General features: G+C 52.7%; 23 protein-coding genes and 3 tRNA genes. 11 read left to right on the top strand and 15 right to left on the bottom strand.

Annotation, left to right across the window (positions count from 1 at the left end; translation table 11 throughout):
• Positions 1-37: 37 nt before the first annotated feature.
• The 6 genes from rutG to rutA are packed head-to-tail and all read right to left on the bottom strand — an operon-like array spanning position 38 to position 5,024.
• The gene (gene rutG / locus FY046_RS06355; protein ID WP_421507304.1) at positions 38-1,366 is read right to left on the bottom strand and encodes a pyrimidine utilization transport protein G; all 1,329 of its coding nucleotides are present in this window, start codon (positions 1,364-1,366) and stop codon (positions 38-40) included.
• Positions 1,367-1,417: 51 nt separating this feature from the next.
• The gene (gene rutF / locus FY046_RS06350; RefSeq protein ID WP_446185882.1) at positions 1,418-1,951 is read right to left on the bottom strand and encodes an NADH-dependent FMN reductase RutF; all 534 of its coding nucleotides are present in this window, start codon (positions 1,949-1,951) and stop codon (positions 1,418-1,420) included.
• Entirely contained in the window at positions 1,936-2,760 is an 825-nt protein-coding gene (gene rutD, locus FY046_RS06345) for a pyrimidine utilization protein D (protein WP_133840973.1), read from the bottom strand. The genes rutF and rutD overlap by 16 nt, the downstream gene beginning before the upstream one ends.
• Positions 2,761-2,770: 10 nt before the next feature.
• Complete coding sequence (gene rutC, locus FY046_RS06340) at positions 2,771-3,157, bottom strand: pyrimidine utilization protein C (RefSeq protein ID WP_133840972.1); 387 nt, start codon at positions 3,155-3,157, stop codon at positions 2,771-2,773.
• Between the two features lie 29 nt (positions 3,158-3,186).
• Positions 3,187-3,933 (bottom strand): pyrimidine utilization protein B, encoded by a 747-nt coding sequence (rutB, locus tag FY046_RS06335; protein ID WP_167864350.1) that lies wholly within the window; start codon positions 3,931-3,933, stop codon positions 3,187-3,189.
• Entirely contained in the window at positions 3,933-5,024 is a 1,092-nt protein-coding gene (rutA, locus tag FY046_RS06330; protein WP_133840970.1) for a pyrimidine utilization protein A, read from the bottom strand. The genes rutB and rutA overlap by 1 nt, the downstream gene beginning before the upstream one ends.
• Positions 5,025-5,323: 299 nt before the next feature.
• Between rutA and rutR the strand changes: the two genes are divergently transcribed.
• On the top strand, positions 5,324-5,989 hold the full coding sequence (rutR, locus tag FY046_RS06325) for an HTH-type transcriptional regulator RutR (protein ID WP_133840969.1): 666 nt from the start codon (positions 5,324-5,326) through the stop codon (positions 5,987-5,989).
• Positions 5,990-6,014: 25 nt separating this feature from the next.
• Positions 6,015-6,995, top strand: coding sequence for a metal-dependent hydrolase (locus FY046_RS06320; RefSeq protein WP_133840968.1), 981 nt, complete (start codon positions 6,015-6,017; stop codon positions 6,993-6,995).
• Positions 6,996-7,030: 35 nt separating this feature from the next.
• Here FY046_RS06320 and cycA read toward each other — a convergent pair whose 3' ends face one another.
• Positions 7,031-8,425, bottom strand: coding sequence for a D-serine/D-alanine/glycine transporter (gene cycA, locus FY046_RS06315; protein ID WP_133840967.1), 1,395 nt, complete (start codon positions 8,423-8,425; stop codon positions 7,031-7,033).
• Between the two features lie 202 nt (positions 8,426-8,627).
• Here cycA and FY046_RS06310 point away from each other — a divergent pair, with 202 nt between their 5' ends.
• The 3 genes from FY046_RS06310 (at position 8,628) to FY046_RS06300 (ending at position 11,569) form a co-directional block, all read left to right on the top strand.
• Positions 8,628-9,326 carry an extensin-like domain-containing protein gene (locus FY046_RS06310; protein WP_238337049.1) on the top strand — a complete coding sequence of 233 codons (699 nt, stop codon included), beginning with the start codon at positions 8,628-8,630 and terminating at the stop codon, positions 9,324-9,326.
• A gap of 764 nt (positions 9,327-10,090) precedes the next feature.
• Positions 10,091-10,813 carry a transcriptional regulator SdiA gene (gene sdiA, locus FY046_RS06305; RefSeq protein WP_133840965.1) on the top strand — a complete coding sequence of 241 codons (723 nt, stop codon included), beginning with the start codon at positions 10,091-10,093 and terminating at the stop codon, positions 10,811-10,813.
• 129 nt (positions 10,814-10,942) lie between these two features.
• Positions 10,943-11,569: an autoinducer synthase gene (locus FY046_RS06300; RefSeq protein WP_133840964.1), complete on the top strand. Its 627-nt coding sequence runs from the start codon at positions 10,943-10,945 to the stop codon at positions 11,567-11,569.
• Positions 11,570-11,574: 5 nt separating this feature from the next.
• Here the strand turns inward: FY046_RS06300 and FY046_RS06295 are convergent, their stop codons facing one another.
• Positions 11,575-11,913 (bottom strand): GlpM family protein, encoded by a 339-nt coding sequence (locus FY046_RS06295; protein WP_133840963.1) that lies wholly within the window; start codon positions 11,911-11,913, stop codon positions 11,575-11,577.
• Positions 11,914-12,000: 87 nt separating this feature from the next.
• Positions 12,001-12,225: a DUF2594 family protein gene (locus FY046_RS06290; RefSeq protein ID WP_133840962.1), complete on the bottom strand. Its 225-nt coding sequence runs from the start codon at positions 12,223-12,225 to the stop codon at positions 12,001-12,003.
• Positions 12,226-12,704: 479 nt separating this feature from the next.
• On the opposite strand from FY046_RS06290, the gene uvrY reads away from it, so the two are divergent.
• The 6 genes from uvrY (at position 12,705) to FY046_RS06260 (ending at position 16,274) form a co-directional block, all read left to right on the top strand.
• Positions 12,705-13,364: a UvrY/SirA/GacA family response regulator transcription factor gene (uvrY, locus tag FY046_RS06285; RefSeq protein WP_446185881.1), complete on the top strand. Its 660-nt coding sequence runs from the start codon at positions 12,705-12,707 to the stop codon at positions 13,362-13,364.
• Positions 13,357-15,189, top strand: coding sequence for an excinuclease ABC subunit UvrC (uvrC, locus tag FY046_RS06280; protein WP_133840960.1), 1,833 nt, complete (start codon positions 13,357-13,359; stop codon positions 15,187-15,189). The genes uvrY and uvrC overlap by 8 nt, the downstream gene beginning before the upstream one ends.
• Positions 15,190-15,260: 71 nt before the next feature.
• The gene (pgsA, locus tag FY046_RS06275) at positions 15,261-15,809 is read left to right on the top strand and encodes a CDP-diacylglycerol--glycerol-3-phosphate 3-phosphatidyltransferase (protein ID WP_133840959.1); all 549 of its coding nucleotides are present in this window, start codon (positions 15,261-15,263) and stop codon (positions 15,807-15,809) included.
• 173 nt (positions 15,810-15,982) lie between these two features.
• A tRNA-Gly gene (locus FY046_RS06270) sits at positions 15,983-16,058 on the top strand.
• Between the two features lie 44 nt (positions 16,059-16,102).
• A tRNA-Cys gene (locus FY046_RS06265) sits at positions 16,103-16,176 on the top strand.
• 12 nt (positions 16,177-16,188) lie between these two features.
• A tRNA-Leu gene (locus tag FY046_RS06260) sits at positions 16,189-16,274 on the top strand.
• A gap of 126 nt (positions 16,275-16,400) precedes the next feature.
• Here FY046_RS06260 and FY046_RS06255 read toward each other — a convergent pair.
• From FY046_RS06255 to srlE, 6 genes are all read right to left on the bottom strand, one after another.
• On the bottom strand, positions 16,401-17,363 hold the full coding sequence (locus tag FY046_RS06255) for a KpsF/GutQ family sugar-phosphate isomerase (RefSeq protein ID WP_446185880.1): 963 nt from the start codon (positions 17,361-17,363) through the stop codon (positions 16,401-16,403).
• 4 nt (positions 17,364-17,367) lie between these two features.
• The gene (gene srlR, locus FY046_RS06250) at positions 17,368-18,135 is read right to left on the bottom strand and encodes a glucitol operon DNA-binding transcriptional repressor SrlR (protein WP_167864354.1); all 768 of its coding nucleotides are present in this window, start codon (positions 18,133-18,135) and stop codon (positions 17,368-17,370) included.
• Between the two features lie 90 nt (positions 18,136-18,225).
• A complete protein-coding gene (locus FY046_RS06245) occupies positions 18,226-18,588 on the bottom strand; it encodes a transcriptional regulator GutM (protein WP_167864355.1) in 363 nt (120 codons plus the stop codon).
• A gap of 48 nt (positions 18,589-18,636) precedes the next feature.
• Positions 18,637-19,416 carry a sorbitol-6-phosphate dehydrogenase gene (srlD, locus tag FY046_RS06240; RefSeq protein ID WP_062743790.1) on the bottom strand — a complete coding sequence of 260 codons (780 nt, stop codon included), beginning with the start codon at positions 19,414-19,416 and terminating at the stop codon, positions 18,637-18,639.
• A 12-nt stretch (positions 19,417-19,428) separates the two neighbouring features.
• Positions 19,429-19,797 (bottom strand): PTS glucitol/sorbitol transporter subunit IIA, encoded by a 369-nt coding sequence (locus FY046_RS06235; RefSeq protein ID WP_167864356.1) that lies wholly within the window; start codon positions 19,795-19,797, stop codon positions 19,429-19,431.
• 14 nt (positions 19,798-19,811) lie between these two features.
• Positions 19,812-20,804 carry a PTS glucitol/sorbitol transporter subunit IIB gene (gene srlE / locus FY046_RS06230; protein WP_167864357.1) on the bottom strand — a complete coding sequence of 331 codons (993 nt, stop codon included), beginning with the start codon at positions 20,802-20,804 and terminating at the stop codon, positions 19,812-19,814.
• Between the last annotated feature and the right edge of the window lie 13 nt (positions 20,805-20,817).

The following is a 20,817-nucleotide window of genomic DNA, read 5'->3' as shown; positions in this document are numbered from 1 at the left end:
GTCGGGCATGCCCGACCCGCACATTCGTACAGAGGGATTAATGATCCTGACGCACTACACTACTGCCGCTGAGTGCGGCGGCGCGTTTATGGCTGAGTAGGGCGTTCAGTAAAATCGCCCCAAACGTTGCCGTACCGATCCCACCGAGCGTAAAGCTGCCGATTTTTAGTGCGAAATCTCCCGCACCCAGTACCAGTGTCACGGCAACCATAATCAGATTACCATTCTGGCTGAGATCGACATTGTTCTGTACCCAAATGCGAGCACCGGCTACCGCAATCAAACCAAACACAACGATTGATGCGCCGCCAATAACAGGCCCCGGGATGGTATGAATCAGAGCGCCAAATTTGGGTGAGAAGCCCAGTACCATGGCAATCAGAGCCGCGGCGACAAAGACCAGCGTGGAGTAAACTTTCGTCACCGCCATCACGCCGATATTTTCCGCGTAAGTGGTGACGCCGCTGCCGCCAACGCCGCCGGATAACATCGTTGCCACCCCGTCACCGACAAATGCCCGGCCCATATAAGGGTCAAGATTGCGTCCGGTCATACCGGCTACGGCCTTGATATGTCCGAGGTTCTCGGCCACAAGAATGACCGCCACCGGCGCAATCATCACCATGGCCTGAGTACTGAACGTCGGGCTGGTGATCAGCGGCATGCCAAACCAGGGGGCATTCGCCAGCAGGCTGAAGTCGACGGGTTTCCCTAATCCAAAGCCGTTGGTCAGCAGCGCATAGATTGCCCAAGCGACAATCAGCCCAACGAGGATCAGCAGGCGCTGCACCATGCCGCGGGTGAATACCGCGACCACGCCGATACACAACACGGTCATGACTGCCATCCAGCTATCGAACATCGAGGCTGAAACGCCGCGCACGGCAATCGGTGCCAGGTTCAGACCAATCGCCATGACAACGGCACCCGTCACCACGGGCGGCATCAATTTTTCTATCCAGCGGGTGCCTGCTTTCATCACCACAAAACCGATCAGGGTGTAGACCAGACCGCAGGCAATGATGCCACCCAGCGCCACGCTGAGGTTCGGGTTCAACCCCTGACCGCTAAAGCCCGTCACGGCGATCACCACGCCCACAAACGCCGCGCTGGAGCCCAGATAACTGGGTACACGGCCTCCGGTAATCAGGAAGAACAGCAACGTGCCCACGCCCGACATCAGGATCGACAGGTTCGGGTCCAGCCCCATCAGCAAAGGCATCAGCACGGTGGCACCAAACATGGCAACCGCGTGCTGCAGGCCCATCACTACCGTTTGCCCGAGGGGCAGTGTTTCATCAGGCGCGACGATACCGGTTGTCGACGCCGTCGTTTTCGACCATTGAGGGAACCAGGAACCTGTCATCGTTATCTCCAGAGTGTGAGCACTGCATTGACCGGCGAGTAAAGCCCGGGATCAGAAACTACGTTGTGGTAACGGGTGGTAGCCACGATCGAAATAGATCAGGCCATGGCTGCTGTCGCTGAAAACCAGTGCCTGTGCTTCGCACACTAAAATGTCGTGGGTACCGACGCTCATCACCTGCGTCACCACGCAGTCAAACGACACCAGTGCGCCACTGAGGATCGGCGATCCGGTGACCAGTGTTGACCAGTCAGCGGCGATAAATCGCTCGGTCATCGGCGTTTTACCGCCAAACAGGTTAGATAACGCTTCATGACCGGACGCCAGCGTATTCACGCAAAGCTGTCTGTTTTCTCTGAAGGTCTCATACACCGATGCGGAACGGTTCAGGCACACCAGCAGCGTCGGTGGCGTGTCGGTGACGCTACATACTGCCGAGGCAGTAAATCCGGCACGTCCGGCAGGGCCATCGGTGGTGATAATATTGACGGCGGCACCCAGGCGCGCCATCGCATCACGGAACTGTTGCTTTTCCACGCCGGTGACAGGCGGGGTGGGTGCCAGGGTATTCAGGGTTTCTGCCATAGTGGCTCCATATCAGCGGTATTCGCGGCCAGGCTGTCATCTTGCAGCCAGCCCATCAGCAGGTGATTAAAGGTGGAAGCGTCGGTGACACTCATAGCGTGGCCACCCCAGTTCATGCGTTGCAGGGTGGCGTGCGGCAATGCTGCCAGCAGTTGTTCGGAACAGGTCCATGGCACCAGCAGGTCGTCGCGTGAACAGAGCAACAGCACGGGCTGGGTAATCTGCGCGGCATGAGAACTGTAGTCGCAGGCCATCAGCGCATGCAGGCGCTTGAGCAAGTTATCCATACCCTGAAAATGCGCCGTATGCAGCGTATCTTCAGCTTCAATACGTGCCTGATGTTCCGACAGCCAGTCAGCGGGATAAAGAAACAGTGGCTGGGCACGAACATAAGCCTCGACCCCGACATTAAGCAGCAGATCCTGGCGTACGCGGAAACAGCGACGGGTGTGTGCATCCAGTTGTAACCAGCCGTTAACCAGCACCAGCCGCGACACACGTTCGGGGTAGTCGAGTGCCAGCTGTAGGGCAACCATGCCACCGAGCGCATGGCCAACTATATCGAACTGCATAATATTGTGCTGTTCCAGCAGCATCGCCAGCTCACTGGCCATCTGCGACATACTGTAGCCTTCAGGCAGCGTATCCGGACTTTTTCCGGTGCCGCGCTGGTCGTAAACCACCACGCGAAATGCCGCGCGTAGCGCATTCATTTGCGGCAACCAGAAACTCCCCAGTCCGCCCAGTCCGGCAGATAACACTACGGTTCTGGCCCCGGGTTCATCGCGGCCTGACAGCTCAATATGCATGAGTCACTCCTTATTTACCGATATGCGCCACGCTGGCGATTTCAATCAGCGCATCGGGTTTCACCAGTCCGCACTGAATGCAGAAGCGGGCGGGCTTTTCGCCGGGAAAATAGTCTGCGTACACCGCGTTCACGGCAGCGTAGTTACTCCAGTCGGTAATAAAAATGGAGTTAAATGTCACGTCATCCATTGTGCCGCCTGCGGTTTCAATCACGCTCTTAATCGTTTCCAGCACGTGGCGGGTTTGCGCGGCGGCATCTCCCACGTGAACCACATTATTGTCTTTATCGAACGGCAGCGTGCCGGAGACATACACCACGCCATCGGCCAGCGTTCCCGGAACAAAAGGGGCGATCGGTACGCTGGTGCCTGGTGGGGTAATAATCGTTTTTGGCATTGTTTTTTTCTCCGTTTAAAAAGCAGGTGTCAGGCTGTCTGGGCTGCAGTGGCCGGTTCCGTTTGTAATGCCGAGCAGAAACTGCCGACGTCAGACACCCAACCAAAGAAGGTTTCAATATTGAACAGGGCGGCCTGCTGGGCAAACAGTGGGCCTGCCTGATAGGTGGCGTCCTCAAGGACGATGCCGAAGTATTCAAGGAAGAAACCGTCACGCAGGGTGGACTCCACGCATACGTTGGTAGCAATGCCGGTAAACACTAAATGACGGATGCCCCGACTGCGCAGCATGCTGTCGAGTGCAGTATTAAAGAAGCCGCTATAGCGCGGTTTAGGCAGTACGATATCGCCCGGCTGCGGTGTTAGCTGATCGACCAGCTCATAATCCCAGCCACCCTTTGCCAGCAACGTGCCCTGCAGTTCCGGGTTCTGGCGCATGGTTTTCAGCGCATTCGATTTATGCCAGTTCGGTGAACCGGGTCCGCCGGCTTCGACGTACTGATCGTCCCAGCCATTCTGGAACCAAATCACCTGGATCCCGGCCTGACGGGCAGCCTTGACCGCCACATTGATCTGATCGATGACCGGGCGAGTGGCCGACACGTCAAACCCGGCGAGATCGAGATAGCCGCCGGTGGTGGCATAAGCATTCTGCATATCCACGACGATCAGCGCCGTTTGCTCCGGTGGGAAGACAATCGCTTCCGGGCGCGCGGGCAGGGTGATAGCGTCCAGGGTGGATGCGGTAGTGCACACAACAGCAGGTTTGTTATTCATTATGCCACCTCCTGTGCAGCATCAATCACATCGATACGGCACTGCATCAGCGGCTGGATACGCTCGCCAAAGTTCTCAATACCTTGCAGGAAGTCATCGAAGGTCAGCAGCACGCCGTGGGTGCCTTCCACCGTGGCAACGTCGTCGAGCATCCGCGCCACGTTGGCATAGGAGCCGACGAGGGTGCCCATATTGATATTCACGGCGGAAGTCGGGTCGGCCATCTGGCGTACGTTGGTGTCGCTGCCGGATCGTTTGTCCTGCTGGCTTTGGGTGGTCAGCCACGACAGCGCCTCTTCATCGGCACCGGCTTTGTAATGTTCCCATTTGGCGCGTGCGGCCTCATCGGTTTCATCAGCGATGATCATAAACAGCACATAGGAGCCGACATCGCGGCCTTGTGCATCGGCTGCGCTTTTCATCCGAGCCGCCGTCGGGGCGAAAGCGGTTGGCGTATTCACACCCTTACCAAAACAGAAGTTGTAGTCGGCGTGTTTGGCTGAAAATTCCATGCCTGCGTCGCTCTGTCCTGCGCAGATGACCTTCATCGGTTTCTGCGGTTGCGGGCTGAGGCGGCAGTCATTCATGGTAAAGAACTCGCCTTTCAGGTCGGACTTACCGTTGCCCCACAGATCGCGCAGGACGCTGACATATTCAGTCAGATAGTCGTAACGGCGTGAGAAGTATTCATCACCCGGCCACAGGCCCATTTGATCGTATTCGGGTTTCTGCCACCCGGTCACCAGGTTGACGCCAAAGCGGCCATTAGAGATGGAGTCGATGGTTGACGCCATGCGGGCCACAATCGCCGGAGGCAAGGTCAGGGTGGCGGCGGTGGCATAGATTTCAATGCGCGAGGTGACGGCGGCCAGGCCTGCCATCAGAGTAAAGGACTCGAGGTTATGGTCCCAGAATTCGGTTTTGCCACCGAAGCCGCGCAGTTTGATCATAGAGAGCGCAAAATCGAAGTGATAATGCTCTGCCTTCTGCACAATCGCTTTGTTCAGTTCAAAGGTCGGCATGTATTGCGGCGCGTTTTGAGAAATTAACCAGCCGTTGTTACCGATCGGGATAAAAACACCAATTTTCATGTGACATCCTCTGCTTGAGTGAAAGAGTGAATCCCGGCGCTGCGATGCATCCTGCAGTTTCCTTTGAAGCGGCGCTGTGAATCAAATTGCAAAGGCTGTGCCAGTTTGAAAATTGTTATTTAAAACAGTGAGTTGTTTTTTGTTTGTAAAACTCTGGTGGAATGAGTGGTCCATTTCAGACCATTTGGTAAAAAAGGTTGCACAAAAAGCAGGCGAGGATGGTCAATTAGAGTGCATGCCTAAGGGACAGCGCTAATTAGGTATGCGTCAGCTGTTTTGCTATTATCCCCGCAACCCACATGGATCATGGAGTCACGGTGAATTCTACTGATAAGTTACCGGCTAAAGCCCCGACGCGTCGTTCGCGCGCGGTGGCTGCAAAGCGTTCCGCTATTCTCTCTGCGGCGCTGGAGTTTTTCTCACAGTTCGGCATTCATGGCACCAGCTTGGATAAGGTAGCCGAACGTGCAGATGTATCGAAAACCAATCTGCTTTACTACTTCCCCTCTAAAGAAGAACTTTATATTGCTGTGCTGAAGGACCTGCTGGATGTCTGGCTGGCACCGCTGCGCGCGCTGCGCCACGATCAGCATCCTCTGGAGGCAATACGCGATTACATTCGTCTTAAGCTGGAGGTTTCACGCGATCACCCTCAGGCTTCACGTCTGTTCTGCATGGAGATGCTGCAAGGCGCACCGTTACTTAAAGCCGAACTGGCGGGGGATTTGCGTCATCTGGTTGAAGATAAGGCGGCCATCATAGAAACCTGGGTTTTGCAGGGAAAACTGGCCGCTGTTCAGCCTGATCATCTGATCTTTATGTTGTGGGCCACGACCCAGCACTATGCTGACTTCGCCACCCAGGTGGAGGCGATAACCGGGCAGACGCTGAATGATGAGCATTTCTTCAACCAGACGGTCGAAAATGTGCAGCGTATGGTGATTGAAGGTATCCGCGTACGCTAAGAGCCGTGATTAACAGGGAGCGATGATGGATTCCGTTTCACAATTGGTATTGGGCGCATCGGTCGCTGTTGCCGTGATGGGGCGTAAAGCCCCGGTATGGCAGGCGGCTGCCGTGGGGGCGGTTTGTGGTACGCTGCCCGATCTGGATGTCTTTATTGATCACGGCGATGCCATCCGCAATATGACTCTGCACCGCACTGAGAGCCATGCGTTGTTCTGGCTGACGCTGGCGTCGCCGCTGCTTGCCGGGTTGTGCAGCCGTCTGTGTCGCCAGCCGCAGGCTTTCGGACGCTGGTGGGCGGCAGTGTGGCTGGCGCTGATTACTCATCCTCTTCTTGACCTGACCACTATATATGGCACGCAGTTAGCGCTGCCTTTCACCGATCGTCCTTTTGCCATCGGCAGCATGTTTATTATCGATCCGCTATATACTCTGCCCTTGCTGGCCGGGCTGATAGCGGCACTGGTATGGCGACACCGTCACGGGCGGCGCTGGAATACGCTGGGCTTAAGTCTGAGCTGCCTGTATCTCGTCTGGAGCATGGTGGCGCAGGCATGGGTCACTCACGAGGTGAAGCAACAGCTGGTTCAGCAGCACGTCAGCGCAGAGCGACTGCTGGTGACGCCCACGGCATTTAACACAGTACAGTGGCGTGTGGTGGTGATGTCGGCTGATGATTATCAGGAAGGATTTTGGTCGTTATTGAGCCCGGATAAGCCGCTGGCGCTTACCCCTCATGACAACGGCAGTGCACTGTATCAACAGTACAGCAGTAACTGGTATGTTCAGCGCGTGGTCTGGTTCAGTCGTGGTTTTTATGCGATGAAGCGGGTGGGGGATCATATTACGATCACTGACCTGCGGATGGGGGAAGAACCCAATTACAACTTTACCTTTGATCTCGGCCCTGAGCCATTACAAGACGGGCCATTTAAACCGGAACGCTTGCCGGTTCAGCGCCCTCCACTGGGGCAGGCGCTGCATAAACTGTGGTCACGATTCTGATGCAGCAGGCAAGGTTGACCTGGCCTGCTTGTTTATCAGGCAGATTTACGCTGACGCAGGAACCATCCCACCGCCAGAATGATAAACCACAGTGGCGTGACCATCAGCGCCTGACGGGTATCCTCTTGCAGCGTTAACAGCACCAGCACAAAGGCAAAGAAGGCCATACACACCCAGCACATAAATTTGCCCAATGGCATTCTATAGCTGGATGTCGCGTGGCGTTCCGGATGCTTCTTGCGGTAGGCCAGATAAGAGCAAAGGATAATCGTCCAGACAAACATAAACAGAATGGCAGATACCGTCGTGACCAGCGTGAACACCGTCATCACATTGGGGATCAGGTAAATCAGCGCGACGCCGCCCAGCAAACACAGGCAGGAGAAGAACAGACCTGTGGTCGGCACCGAACGGCGTGACAGCAACCCAAAGCGGCGATGTGCCACACCCTGCTGAGCCAGACCGTAAAGCATGCGGCTGGTCGAGAAGATGCCGCTGTTAGCCGATGAGGCCGCGGAGGTCAGTACCACAAAGTTCACGATGCTCGCCGCTGCCGGTAAACCAATCAGCATAAACATTTCAACAAACGGGCTACGATCGGCCACCACCTGATCCCACGGCGTCACCGCCATAATCACCATCAGCGACAAAACGTAGAACATAATGATGCGTAAAGGGATGGCGTTAATGGCGCGTGGCAGGACGGTCTTAGGGTCATGCGTTTCTGCCGCCGCAGTACCGACCAGTTCGATACCCACAAAAGCAAACACCGCAATCTGGAAGCCGGCGAAGAAACCACTCAATCCTTTCGGGAACATCCCGCCGTGATCCCAGATGTTGCTCAGGGAAGCGGTACCGCCACCCGGTGACGGATAATGCATCGCGACCAGCACAATGCCGGTGGCAATCAGCGCAACAATGGCGACGATTTTAATAATCGCAAACCAGAACTCCATCTCGCCGAACAGTTTCACCGTCGCAATATTGAGCGACAGGAAAACGACGATGCACAGCAGGGCGCTCATCCAGATAGAGAAGTCCGGGAACCAGAGCTGGAAATAGGAACTGATGGCCACGACATCGGCAATCCCGGTGACCACCCAACAGAACCAGTAGGTCCAGCCGGTGAAATAGCCTGCCCACGGACCCAGCAGGTCGGCGGCGAAGTCGCTGAAGGATTTGTACTCAAGATTAGAGAGCAGCAGCTCGCCCATCGCGCGCATGACAAAGAACAGCATAAAACCGATGATCATATAAACGAAAATGATCGACGGCCCGGCAAGGCTGATCGTTTTTCCAGATCCCATAAACAGACCGGTGCCGATAGCACCGCCGATGGCGATCAGCTGAATATGGCGATTGTGCAGATTGCGCTGGAGCTGGTCCGCTCCTTTTTCAGAGGCAGCAGCCTCTTTTGATTGATCAACCATTAATGGGTTTCCTGTCCTGTGGTAATGATATGAAAGCTCTGATGGCTTTTCGTATGTCTGATGTTGTTGAGGTTAGTGCGATCAAGAGCTTAACGTAAAATCCCGGTCGATAAAGCAAAATTGCAGCTAAACTACGATAACGAAGCGTCATATGCTTAAAAACCCGGCATCACTTCTTTGTGCCAGGGTAAAAGGAGGGGAGTTGAAGCGATTCATCACGTTGGTTGCTGTTCTCCTCGCCGGAGGATGGCTGTGTTCGCTGCTGTTACGTGTTTTACCCCCCGCCTGGGATCCCTTTGCGCCATTGTCGGTCACCGATGCACCGACGCTGGTTACACGTTATAAACTGAAGAGACTGGCTGCCAACCCGGAGGCCTGTTTCGCGGTGCTGCAACAGGCTCGAACACAGGGATATCTGAGCTACACCCGACCAGGCACACAGCAGGGACGTTGTCCGTTGGTTGACCCGGTCAGAATAACGGGCTTTGGCGATGTGACCCTCAGCAGCACCTTCCTCAGCAGCTGCACGCTGGCGGTCAGCAGCACGATGCTGGTCACTCAAACGCTCAAACCCATGGCTACTCGTGAGCTGGGGTCGCCACTAACGCGCATTGATCACCTCGGTAGCTACGCCTGTCGTAATATTTATCACCGTGCAGAAGGTCGCTTAAGTGAGCACGCCACGGCTGACGCCTGGGACCTCAGCGGTTTTCGTTTACAAAACGGCCAACGCATCAGTGTACTGAGTCACTGGAGAGGCGGAGATGATCGCAGCCGATGGTTGCACCTCGTCTTTGCCCGTAGCTGCCATCTGTTTGGTAATGCCTTAGGACCGGAATATAACGCGGCACATGCCAATCATTTTCATCTCGGTATGCGCGGTTTTGGTTTGTGCCGCTGAAAGCGCGTGGAGATGGCTGATACCTGCGGACTATAAATGAGACAACGAGTGATGAGCAATATTGATATAGCGCGATGCAATTAATGATGCATAAAGTCGATGCATTTGTAGGGCATGCACTCATGCTGCTTGTTTCAGGAGGCAGGTATTCGCAGAGACGTATTTTCGCATAACAATACGCAGCAGAACTTAAAACGAAAAGATGATGATGCAAATTGTACATATTGCCGTTAACCCCATGTGACAACTGTGGGATTGTCTGCTGTTGCTACATAGTCATTAACCTATTGCGTGAAAGCCAAATGGTAACAGGAGGGAGGTAATTGATAGTTATATCAATAAGTTTTGACTTTTTGTCGGACGAGTCACATTTTTTTTACTGAAAAAAAGCCCTGAAACACTGTAAAACTATTGTGCGTAAACGCCATGACAAAAGGGGCAAAATTATTGAATCTTTATAGGAAAAATCCTATTCTAACCCCTGTGGTGAGTGGTGCGATAAATCGATGTATCTCGTTGGCGACACTGAGAACAAAATGTGACATAGGTTATTATCGGTCTGGTGTCCATTTTTTGGGCTTATTTTCCTGGTGATTTTTATGCCCAAACAGATCAATACCTGAACGTTGTAAACTGTTTTTTGTTCAGAAATATCACTCTGGACAATTAAAATTTTTACTCGATTTCATTCATTTTTTTACTGCCATATTCACAATGACAATTATAATCAGGGCGGGGATTTTCCCTGTCGGACTGAGGCATTAATGACATCTGAGAACTATTTCAGTTGGCGAAACAGGATGCAATTGGCTTTTGGTACGGGAAGCAACACCGCTCATATTACCAGGATAATTGAGCAACAGGCGGGGGAGCTGGAATTCGATTTTTATGCTCTTTTTATTCGTCATCCCGTTCCTTTTACCCGGCCAAAAACTTTTTTTTACAGTAATTATCCGCAGAAGTGGATTGAGTATTATTTGCATGAAGACTTAGTGCAGCGCGATCCTGTGATGAAGAAGTGCCGTTCACCGGGAGCGATGTGGTTGTGGGGAGGCGATCTGCTCCCCGAGGAGCAGTGCGTTCTGCAAGCTGCCAGAGAACATGGTATTTATCACGGTATTTCTTGTTCCGTGATGGCGAAAAACAGATCCGTAGGTATATTATCGCTGTCGTCTGCCAATCCTTCTAAAATGATAGCGTTAACGACAGAACTTGAACTTAAACTCCAGTATATTTCGGAGCTGTCAATGGCTGCATTGATCGAAATGGATGATATTTCGATGCTGGCAACCAAACTGGAATTAAGTGAAAGAGAACTCGAAATTCTCAAATGGACCGCAGAGGGAAAAACATCGGCAGAAATATCACTGATCCTCTCTATCTCAGAGAATACCGTTAATTTTCACCAAAAAAACATGCAAAAACGATTTAATGCACCAAACAAAACGCAAATTGCCTCTTATGCCGCAGCAATCGGTTTAATCTGAAAGAGGATGCAACTACCAAATTTGGTAGTTTCGAATTGCCACCCGGTTGTCTACCCTGCGCCCAGGGTAACAACCCTGCCCGAACCGTCAGGAGCGGCGCTCACGAGGGAATGCGACAGGGGATCATGAATGAAGATTATCCAGACCAAGCTGAAGGACATGCCGTCATCTTTACTGGCAGAATTAGGAAGTTATCGTTACAGCGTCTTTGCCAGAGGTGAAGGTTGGTCGATTCCGTCTCGTCTCAGTACCCCGGGCCAGGAGTACGATCGCTTCGATCGTTCCGATGTGATCTGGTTGATTGCCTGGACTGCGCAGTTTGGTATCTGTGGTTGTGCGCGTTTAATGGCATGGCAGGATCCGGACAGCAACCGTTCAGCCGCAGGTGCTGAAAATAGTAACAATGAGAGTGATATCGTCTGGGAAATGTCACGTTTCTCTGCCCGGCTTGAAATTGATGCGGAGTTGCCGCTGAACATTTTATGGCATGCGGTGCAGTTGGCGGGACAATCGGGCATTCAGTATCTCTACAGTGCGGCAACGCCGATGCTGGAGCAGATGTTTGAACAGCATCAGGTGAACTATGATCCGCTCACACCAGGGATCATTCAGTCAGAAGACAACCTGTTTGCGGTCAAAATCCCGATTGCTCAGCCGAATCTGGCTGAAAAGTTCCATGGCGCACGTCGCTTCCGGCCTGAAGAAGTGCTGCCTACACTTGGGGTATCTGTTAGCTGGGGGCCACGCGGGCGCTAAGTTTATTATCCATGCCATTTCGACCACAGCGTGATCAGCACCCACGCTGCTACGCCCCAGCATAATACGGCTGCCAGCAGTGCCAGTGGCAGCCGCATCATCGTAATAAAATACCAAAGTGCCAGCAGATAGATAAAGTAGGGCAGAATCGCCCACATGCCAAAGACGATGGTGGTTCGCAGCGCCTCGATGCCCCGCTCACTGGCCACAATATAGTGGGCTATCAGTGCGAAGGTGGGAAACAGCGGAATGAGACCGGCAAGATAGTAATGACGGGTTCTCGATAACAGGCCGATTAACACCACGACCGCAGCACCCAGTATTGCTTTGAAAAGTAAGCCCATTGCTTTGTTCTGTCAGTTAAAACACTACGGTGTGACAAAACCAATAAAAAAGCAACGGGCGTTTAACGCGGCGGGAAGGCGGGTGTATTACTGACGATAAGCGTGTTTGATCTGCTTGACCGTATTGCTGAACACTTCTGCCTGCTGCTGATCTTCCAGCGCGGCGATGTAGCGTTCCATATTGATGATGACTTTACCGGCATCTGCCTGACCCATACCTTTCAGCATCAGTGTGACAAGTGCTTTCATGCACGTCACTTCGTTAGCTAATGCCTGCACTTCTTCGCTGGTTGAAAAGTCAGTCTCGCTCATGATTTCTCCCGATAGTCTTTGAAAAAACAGTGCTTCCGGTTAGTTTACCAGGCACGTAAAGTGTTCGAAAGTATATCATATAATGGCATGAAGAAAGCAGTGAGTCGGTTAAGATTAATGATAAAACAATCGGTTGTGCGTTAGTGTTATGTCACGTTGTAGAAAGTGCTAAAATTTAGGAAAATATTGACTTTATTTTTAAATGAAAAATAGCATTTTTTATACAACTTATTGTAAATTATAATTTATTTTATTATGGTGCTGGCGGATGAGATTTTTTTCGACCTAAAAGATTAACGTTTACAAGTTACACCTTTGCATTATTGAAGAATTTACGTGCTATTTAGCCTCTACAGATAAATTAGATTTGGTATAAAGTTCGACATTATTTCTGTTCTAACAGCCGTGAAAAAGTAGTAACATCATCGGCCTGCCAATGTTTTTTTCGCCACCTGCCTTAGCCGCTTAAGGAGCATCGTTTGATAAGCGTTTTTCTTGTTGATGACCACGAGCTGGTTCGCGCAGGTATTCGTCGCATCCTGGAGGATATCAAAGGTATCCAGGTTGTTGGAGAAGCGAACTGCGGTGAAGATGCGGTAAAATGGTGTCGTGCTAACAGTGCTGATGTGGTGCTGATGGACATGAATATGCCAGGTATTGGCGGACTTGAAGCGACGCGCAAGATTATCCGTTACACGCCAGACTGCAAAATTATCATGTTAACGATTCATACCGAAAACCCGTTGCCAGCAAAAGTGATGCAGGCGGGGGCTTCTGGTTATCTCAGCAAAGGGGCAGCGCCGCAGGAAGTGATCAGCGCGATTCGCTCTGTCAACTCGGGGCAGCGCTATATTGCCTCCGATATTGCGCAACAGATGGCACTGAGCCAAATCGAACCGCAAAAAGCGGAATCGCCGTTCAACAATTTGTCGGAACGCGAGTTGCAGATTATGCTGATGATTACTAAGGGCCAGAAAGTGACGGAAATCTCCGAACAACTCAATCTGAGTCCTAAAACTGTTAACAGCTATCGTTACCGCATGTTCAGCAAACTGAATATCAGTGGGGACGTGGAGTTAACGCATCTGGCCATCCGTCATGGCCTGTACAGCGCGGAGCCGTTAATCAGTAGTGAATGATCAGTTTGATGCAAAGTATTTCCTGAAAACCGTCACCAGCCAGCCCGGCGTTTACCGGATGTATGATGCTGCGAGTACGGTTATCTACGTTGGCAAAGCGAAAGATCTCAAAAAACGGCTCTCCAGCTATTTTCGCGGAAACCTCGCCAGTCGTAAGACGGAAGCGCTGGTGGCGCTGATTTGCCAGATAGACGTGACGGTGACCCATACGGAAACCGAAGCGCTGCTGCTGGAACATAACTACATCAAACTTTACCAGCCGCGCTACAACGTGCTGCTGCGTGACGATAAATCCTATCCCTACATCTTTCTGAGCGCGGATGCCCATCCGCGCCTGGCAAGCCATCGCGGTGCCAAGCATGCGAAAGGGGAATACTTCGGTCCTTTCCCTAACGGCTATGCGGTGCGAGAGACGTTATCGCTGTTGCAAAAAATTTTCCCGGTACGCCAGTGTGAAAATAGCGTGTATCGCAACCGCTCACGTCCGTGTCTGCAATACCAGATTGGTCGTTGCCTTGGGCCTTGCGTGAAGGGGCTGGTGACGGAAGAGGAGTATGCGCGCCAGATCGACTATGTGCGCTTGTTCCTTTCGGGTAAAGACGATCAGGTCCTGAATCAGCTAGTTGCACGCATGGAACATGCCAGCCAGGAAATGCGCTTTGAAGAGGCCGCCCGTCTGCGCGATCAGATACAGGCGGTGCGCCGCGTCACGGAAAAACAGTTTGTCTCCAATCAGGGGGACGATCTGGATGTCATCGGTGTTGCGTTCGACTCTGGAATGGCCTGTCTGCACGTATTGTTTATCCGTCAGGGTAAGGTGTTGGGCAGCCGAAGTTATTTCCCGAAAGTGCCCAGTGGCACAGAACTGGCTGAAGTTGTGCAGACATTTGTGGGGCAATTCTATTTGCAGGGTAGCCAGGCACGCACGTTACCCGCTGATATTCTGCTGGATTTCCAGTTACCGGAAAAAGAGCTGCTGGCGGACTCGCTGACAGAGCTTGCCGGAAGGCGTATTGCCATCCAGAGCAAACCCCGGGGCGACCGCGCCCGTTACCTGAAGCTTGCCCGCACCAATGCGGCTACCGCGCTGGTGACGCGTCTGGCACAGCATTCCACTATACACCAACGGCTAACGGCTCTTGCCGACACCCTGAAGTTACCGGCTATTCGTCGTATGGAATGTTTTGATATCAGCCACACGATGGGGGAGCAGACGGTCGCCTCCTGTGTGGTTTTTGATGCCAACGGGCCACTGCGCAGCGAATATCGTCGCTATAACATCACGGGCATCACCCCCGGTGATGACTATGCGGCCATGAACCAGGTGCTGCGTCGCCGTTATGGCAAGGCCATTGAAGAGAGCAAAATTCCTGACGTAATTCTGATCGATGGTGGCAAAGGCCAGCTTTCACAGGCGAAAGACGTTTTCGCTGAACTGGATGTGACCTGGGATAAACATCATCCTCTGTTGCTGGGGGTGGCAAAAGGCACCGATCGTAAAGCCGGGCTGGAAACGCTGTTCCTTGAACCGGAAGGGGAGGGATTTGCTTTGCCGCCAGACTCTCCGGCGTTACATGTTATCCAGCATATTCGTGATGACTCTCACAATCATGCAATAACAGGCCATCGTAATAAACGGGCTAAAGTGAAGAACACCAGTGCGCTGGAAACCATTGAAGGGATCGGTCCAAAACGGCGCCAGATGCTGCTCAAGTACATGGGAGGCCTGCAACCGTTGATCAATGCCTCTATGGAAGAAATCGCCAGTATCCCTGGAATTTCACATGCGCTGGCTGAAAAAATCTTCTATGCGCTGAAACACTAAGCATTGCAACACCCGTAGCAATGTAGGAACATAGGGACAAATTCTACTCTGTCCAAACAGTTAGCGTAATTATGCCATTTAATATTCCGACCTTACTTACCCTGTTTCGCGTTGTATTAATCCCATTCTTTGTACTGGCATTTTACCTGCCATTTCAATGGGCTCCACTGGCATGCGCACTGATTTTCATCTTTGCTGCGGTGACTGACTGGTTTGATGGTTACCTGGCCCGTCGCTGGAAACAAACGACCCAGTTCGGGGCGTTCCTGGATCCGGTGGCCGATAAAGTGATGGTGGCGATCGCGTTAGTGCTGGTGGCCGAGTATTTCCACTCATGGTGGATCACCTTACCGGCTGCCACCATGATTGCCCGTGAAATCATCATTTCAGCTCTGCGCGAGTGGATGGCTGAAATCGGCAAACGCAGCAGTGTGGCCGTTTCGTGGATTGGTAAAGTCAAAACCACGGCCCAGATGTTGTCACTGTTTGCGCTGTTATGGCGCCCGAACAGTATTGTTGAGGGCGTTGGCGTTGCCGCGTTGTACATTGCCGCTGTGCTAACCTTCTGGTCAATGTTCCAGTATTTGAGCGCTGCACGTGGCGATTTGCTCGAACGGTGATCGAAGCGACTTAAAAAGCAGCAAACGGATGCATTGTGAGGATAATTTGGTTGACTCATTGCGCCAGAACAGTAGAATGCAACGCATCGAAAGGCAGCTCAGGCAGCCAGAAGATAAAGCAAATCAGCAAGTTCTGAAGGTTTCATTTAAAACAGAATAAAACTGATGGCAATGCGGGAATAGCTCAGTTGGTAGAGCACGACCTTGCCAAGGTCGGGGTCGCGAGTTCGAGTCTCGTTTCCCGCTCCAAATTAGTCGCCAGAGATGACTCTCTGATGACAAAAAGATTTAAAGGCGCGTTGGCAGAGTGGCCATGCTACGGATTGCAAATCCGTCTACCTCGGTTCGACTCCGGGACGCGCCTCCAATTAACACCCATGCCCGGGTGGTGAAATCGGTAGACACAAGGGATTTAAAATCCCTCGGCTTATGGCTGTGTGGGTTCAAGTCCCACCCCGGGCACCATATTATCAGTACCGATTAAAACGAATAAAAACAAGCAGTAAGCAATGTCGTAACCGCCCCGAAAGGCGGTTTTTTTACGTCTGAATCTTTTTCCTGATACATCATTTACAGATGTCCTGGTTGGGCTTAGAGCCCCGCATCATGGATATCATGCATTGCCAGGGCACCGACCACCCGGTTATCCTCCGACAGCACTGGTGCAGCAGAAATTTTCCTTTCATGGAACGCAGCCAGCGCTTCAGAGGCCAGTTGCGAAGGGGAAAGGCTGAAGCCCATGGGGGTCATTGCATCGACTATCGCCGCGGAAATATGGCCACCTTTCAGTAGCCAGCGACGTAAATCACCATCACTGAATACGCCGCGCAGCCTACGATCCCGGTCCGTTACCGCCACCAGACCCAGCCCTGTGCGCGTCAGTTCAAACAGAGCATCACTTATCAATGCGTCCTCCTGTACCTGGGCTATTTTCTCGCCATTCCGCATAATATCGCCGACCCGACAGAGCAGACGCGCGCCGAGGCTGCCGGCTGGATGGGTGCGCGCATAGTCATTCTCATTAAAATTGCGTGCCCTCATCAGGGCGATAGCCATCGCATCCCCCATCATCAGGGTACAGACAGCAGAAGAGGTAGGGGCCAGGCCAAGCGGGCAGGCCTCACGTGACACTTCTACGTTAATCACGTGGTCAGCCTCCTGCGCCAGCGGTGAATCGGCATTGCCAGTAAAGGCAATGATCCCCACTGGAAGGGCACGTAACAGTGGTATCATGCGGCGAAATTCGGCAGCGTGACCCGAGTAAGAGATCAGCACTACCACGTCGCCTGTGGCAATCATGCCAAGATCACCATGCAGGGCTTCGGCGGGATGCACATAAAATGCAGGGGTTCCGGTGCTGGCAAGCGTAGCAGCGATTTTTTTTCCAATGTGGCCTGATTTACCCATGCCACTTACGATCACTTTTCCCCGGCAGGCCAGCATCATTGTGCAGGCATCCGCGAAAGCGTTATCAAGCCTGTCAGGCAGACTGACGATCTGATCGATCTCCGTCTGCAGCGTCTCTCGGGCTGCTTCGATCAATATTTCACGCATCAGGTTATTTGTCTCCCGCGATAATCACATCAATGCCGCGATCACGCAGTTGTGCCGCCACATTATCAGCAATCCCACTGTCTGTGATCAGCACATCCACCGAGTCGAGACTGCATACCACATTTGGACTTTTGCGGCCAAATTTGGACGAGTCGACCAGCAGGATAATTTTTTGTGCGGCACGGCACATGGCCTGGCTGACGCCGAACACTTCATTAAAAGTTGTGACTCCGGCATTAAGGTCAACGCCGTCCGCTCCAATAAACAACTTGTCGAAGCTGAAATGGCTGAATGCGGCTTCCGCCAGACTACCGTGGAATGAAGCGGACGTGCCGCGATAGGTACCGCCTGGCATCAGTATCACCTGATCGTTATTGAGCTCGACCAGCTCGTTAACGATGGTCAGGCTGTTCGTCATCACAGTGATATTATTAAATTTAGCAAGGTGGGGGACCATCTGCTGCACGGTGCTGCCGGCGTCAAAAATAAGCGAATCACCTTCAGAAACCCACTGGGCTGCACGTGAGGCAATCTGTTTTTTCTTATCCGAGTTAATAAAGGTTTTCCTGTCGATAGGCTGGTCGCCATCGTCCCGGTTCAGCATAACGCCGCCGTAAGTGCGGATCACTGCACCCTGCTGCTGGAGCAGAGAAAGGTCTTTGCGGATGGTGGTACCTGTGGTGTCAAAATAGGCACTCAGTTCTTCAACCGTAGTACGACCTTTGCCCTGGAGGTATTCAAGTATCAGTGCTTGCCGCTGTATAGGTTTCATCCTGGTTTCCCTGTCGTAGGCCAATAGATTCCTTTCGTATTCGCACAAACAAAGCAAACAAGGAAGGGAAATCTTTCAAAATGAAAGATATCACCGTTTGTTTGTTATGGCCAATTCCAACGCCGTGCGCATGGCCTTATTGTGGGGATAAATGTGAGCTGGCACCAGGTTCTGAATATTCAGTCCGTTCAGGGCATCATCTGGGATGGGCTGCGAGAAGACGGTCAGCCCGCGCATGACAAAGTTTCCCGTAATCATGTGGCGGCTGTCAACGCTGATAACCAGTACCGCCCGCGGTTTAAAGCGACCTGAAGAACGGCCAATCCCGATGCGGCCCTCTGATGGGAGCTGCGTCAGGGCATGATTAAAACGTGACATCTGTAACCAGCCCAGGGCAATTTGTCCCAGCCAGGCGAAGCCTGCTACGCAGATAAACATATTCACTGAACTCATCGTGTTCTCCATTAAAAAAACCGGCAGCGTTGTGCTGCCGGGCGGGGCTTAAAACATCACCTGGCCGCCGGTGATATTGATGGATTGCCCGGTACAATAGGCGGCTTTATCACTGGTATAAAACAGCAGAACGTTGAGCACGTCCTGATAGTCACAGCCCCGCTTTAGCGGGACTTTATCGATGTAATATTGCTCCACGTCGTCCGGTTCAATCCCCAGTTTCTCGGCGTATTGTGGCAGCAGCGACTGGAACATCGGTGACTTAAGCAGATTGCCCAGCATCAGCGAATGAACGGTAATGCCGTACTCCGCCAGATCAAGGGCCAGCGATTGTGTCAGGCCCACGCCGCCGAATTTAGCGGCGCTGTAGCCTGCATTATGTTTACTGCCCACTTTCCCCGATTTAGAGTTTATCTGGATAATCCTGCCGCCTGCACCGTCGCGGATCATCAGTCTGGCGAACTCCCTGGCACACAAGAAATAGCCCACAAGGTTGACCTGTAAAGACAAATCGAAATCGTTGAGCATAAACTGGGTGATAGGGGCCGCCCGCGCCACCCCGGCGCTGTAAACCAGCACATCGGCACGACCAAATGCCTCATCCACGGCGCGAGCAAGCTCTGCCACACTTTCTTCTCCGGTGGCATCGACCTGAAAACCTGTCGCCACATTTTTTCCCTGTGCGCGATTAATTTCAGCCGCGATGGCTTGTGCATTACTGATATTGAGGTCCGCAACGGCAACTTTATAACCGTTTTCAGCAAGACCCTTACACAGGTAAGCACCCAGTGTCTGACCACCACCGATAACTACAGCAACCTGATCCATTGATTTCTCCTGTTAATGACTTAAAACACGAAACTTCTGACCCGGTTTAATGCCGGCTGGCACCTGGCCTGCAACATGCACTGTGCCAGGGAATTCGGCTGTGGTGGCACCATCAAACTTCACCGTGATATGGCCCAGTTCACGCAGATTGATATCGGCGACATCACCGACCGCTGTCACCGACCAGCTCTGTTCGCCGATGCTGAGCACACCACCTGCGACAATCGGAGTGTCGCCACGCTGTTCAGCTCGGTGGATAAAACAGTACTCCGCAACATCACTGGGGGCGCCTTCACCGAAGGTGATCAGGAAGTGGTCTTCAAGCGCTTCCATGGCACAGTCGCCAACGGCAATAAAGGTGGATTCATAGACAGTTTTCATCATCACTCCGTCAGTTACTGATAGATCAAGCCGGACACGGCCCACGCGAGCAGAACAGCCGGTGCACCGGTCAGGAAACGCCCTACCAGCACGGAAGGAACGCCAACACGCACGGTTTCCTGGCGCGCTTCCGCCAGTGAAAGTCCTACCGGGATAAAGTCACAGGCGGCCTGCGAATTGATGGCAAATAGCGCGGGCAGAGCCAGATGTGGTGGGATAGTGCCCTGGCCAATCTGTACGCCCACCAGCACGCCGATCACTTGTGCGATCACCGCACCAGGGCCGAGAAATGGTGACAGAAGAGGAAAGGAGCAGATCAGCGCCAGCGTGACGAGTCCAACCGGGCTGTTCGCCAGTGGCGTCAGGCCATGGGCGATAAAATCGCCGAGGCCGGACGCTATAATGATGCCGATCAGCGCTGATACGAACGCCATAAAGGGCAGGATGGTTTTGAGAACCGTATCAATGGTTTCGCGCCCCGCCTGGAAAAAGACGGCGACGACAGACCCCATCCCCATGCCGACTTTCGCCAGCAGGCCATCACTTTGCTCAGTAATTTTCTTGCTGGTGTCATAGTCGGTGTGTTGAGTTCGCATCGGTTTTTCCTGTGGAAGGGAAACCTGTGGCGCGTCGCTGTTTTCCTCGGATGTGCGGATGTCACCAGGGCGTACACCGGACACATAGATATCTTCGGTAATAAACTGCGCCAGAGGGCCCGATTTACCGGTGGCATGAATATTGACGGTGGGGATACGTCGCTTTGGATACAGACCACAGCGCAGGGTGCCACCACAGTCAATGACTGCCACGCCGATCTCTTCAGCCGGTGGTTCGCCCTCTTTAAAGGCATCCACCGTTTCCCAGCCAGTCAGTTCGTGCAGGCGGTCAACGATGGCCGGACGAGTGCCAGCGGTGACATAAACGATTTTTTTGCCCGGTGCTGGCACTAAAAATAAGGGACCACCCCAGCCGCTTTCGCCTTTATGAATTTCAATAATCTTAGCCATGATTCTCTCCGCT

The sequence above is a fragment of the Erwinia sp. 1181_3 genome (assembly GCF_052824965.1).
This window is presented reverse-complemented; position numbering and strand designations above follow the sequence as displayed.

Excerpts from the sequence above, each read along its gene's own strand:
- rutA (WP_133840970.1), bottom strand. The coding sequence starts at position 5,024 with ATGAAAATTGGTGTTTTTATCCCGATCGGTAACAACGGCTGGTTAATT.
- srlE (WP_167864357.1), bottom strand. The coding sequence starts at position 20,804 with ATGGCTAAGATTATTGAAATTCATAAAGGCGAAAGCGGCTGGGGTGGT.
- FY046_RS06245 (WP_167864355.1), bottom strand. The coding sequence starts at position 18,588 with ATGAGTTCAGTGAATATGTTTATCTGCGTAGCAGGCTTCGCCTGGCTG.
- FY046_RS06295 (WP_133840963.1), bottom strand. The coding sequence starts at position 11,913 with ATGGGCTTACTTTTCAAAGCAATACTGGGTGCTGCGGTCGTGGTGTTA.
- srlD (WP_062743790.1), bottom strand. The coding sequence starts at position 19,416 with ATGGATCAGGTTGCTGTAGTTATCGGTGGTGGTCAGACACTGGGTGCT.
- rutF (WP_446185882.1), bottom strand. The coding sequence starts at position 1,951 with ATGGCAGAAACCCTGAATACCCTGGCACCCACCCCGCCTGTCACCGGC.
- rutC (WP_133840972.1), bottom strand. The coding sequence starts at position 3,157 with ATGCCAAAAACGATTATTACCCCACCAGGCACCAGCGTACCGATCGCC.
- rutB (WP_167864350.1), bottom strand. The coding sequence starts at position 3,933 with ATGAATAACAAACCTGCTGTTGTGTGCACTACCGCATCCACCCTGGAC.
- FY046_RS06320 (WP_133840968.1), top strand. The coding sequence starts at position 6,015 with ATGGATTCCGTTTCACAATTGGTATTGGGCGCATCGGTCGCTGTTGCC.
- rutR (WP_133840969.1), top strand. The coding sequence starts at position 5,324 with ATGGATCATGGAGTCACGGTGAATTCTACTGATAAGTTACCGGCTAAA.
- srlR (WP_167864354.1), bottom strand. The coding sequence starts at position 18,135 with ATGAAACCTATACAGCGGCAAGCACTGATACTTGAATACCTCCAGGGC.
- FY046_RS06300 (WP_133840964.1), top strand. The coding sequence starts at position 10,943 with ATGAAGATTATCCAGACCAAGCTGAAGGACATGCCGTCATCTTTACTG.
- rutD (WP_133840973.1), bottom strand. The coding sequence starts at position 2,760 with ATGCATATTGAGCTGTCAGGCCGCGATGAACCCGGGGCCAGAACCGTA.
- sdiA (WP_133840965.1), top strand. The coding sequence starts at position 10,091 with ATGACATCTGAGAACTATTTCAGTTGGCGAAACAGGATGCAATTGGCT.
- cycA (WP_133840967.1), bottom strand. The coding sequence starts at position 8,425 with ATGGTTGATCAATCAAAAGAGGCTGCTGCCTCTGAAAAAGGAGCGGAC.
- FY046_RS06235 (WP_167864356.1), bottom strand. The coding sequence starts at position 19,797 with ATGAAAACTGTCTATGAATCCACCTTTATTGCCGTTGGCGACTGTGCC.
- pgsA (WP_133840959.1), top strand. The coding sequence starts at position 15,261 with ATGCCATTTAATATTCCGACCTTACTTACCCTGTTTCGCGTTGTATTA.
- FY046_RS06290 (WP_133840962.1), bottom strand. The coding sequence starts at position 12,225 with ATGAGCGAGACTGACTTTTCAACCAGCGAAGAAGTGCAGGCATTAGCT.
- rutG (WP_421507304.1), bottom strand. The coding sequence starts at position 1,366 with ATGACAGGTTCCTGGTTCCCTCAATGGTCGAAAACGACGGCGTCGACA.
- FY046_RS06255 (WP_446185880.1), bottom strand. The coding sequence starts at position 17,363 with ATGCGTGAAATATTGATCGAAGCAGCCCGAGAGACGCTGCAGACGGAG.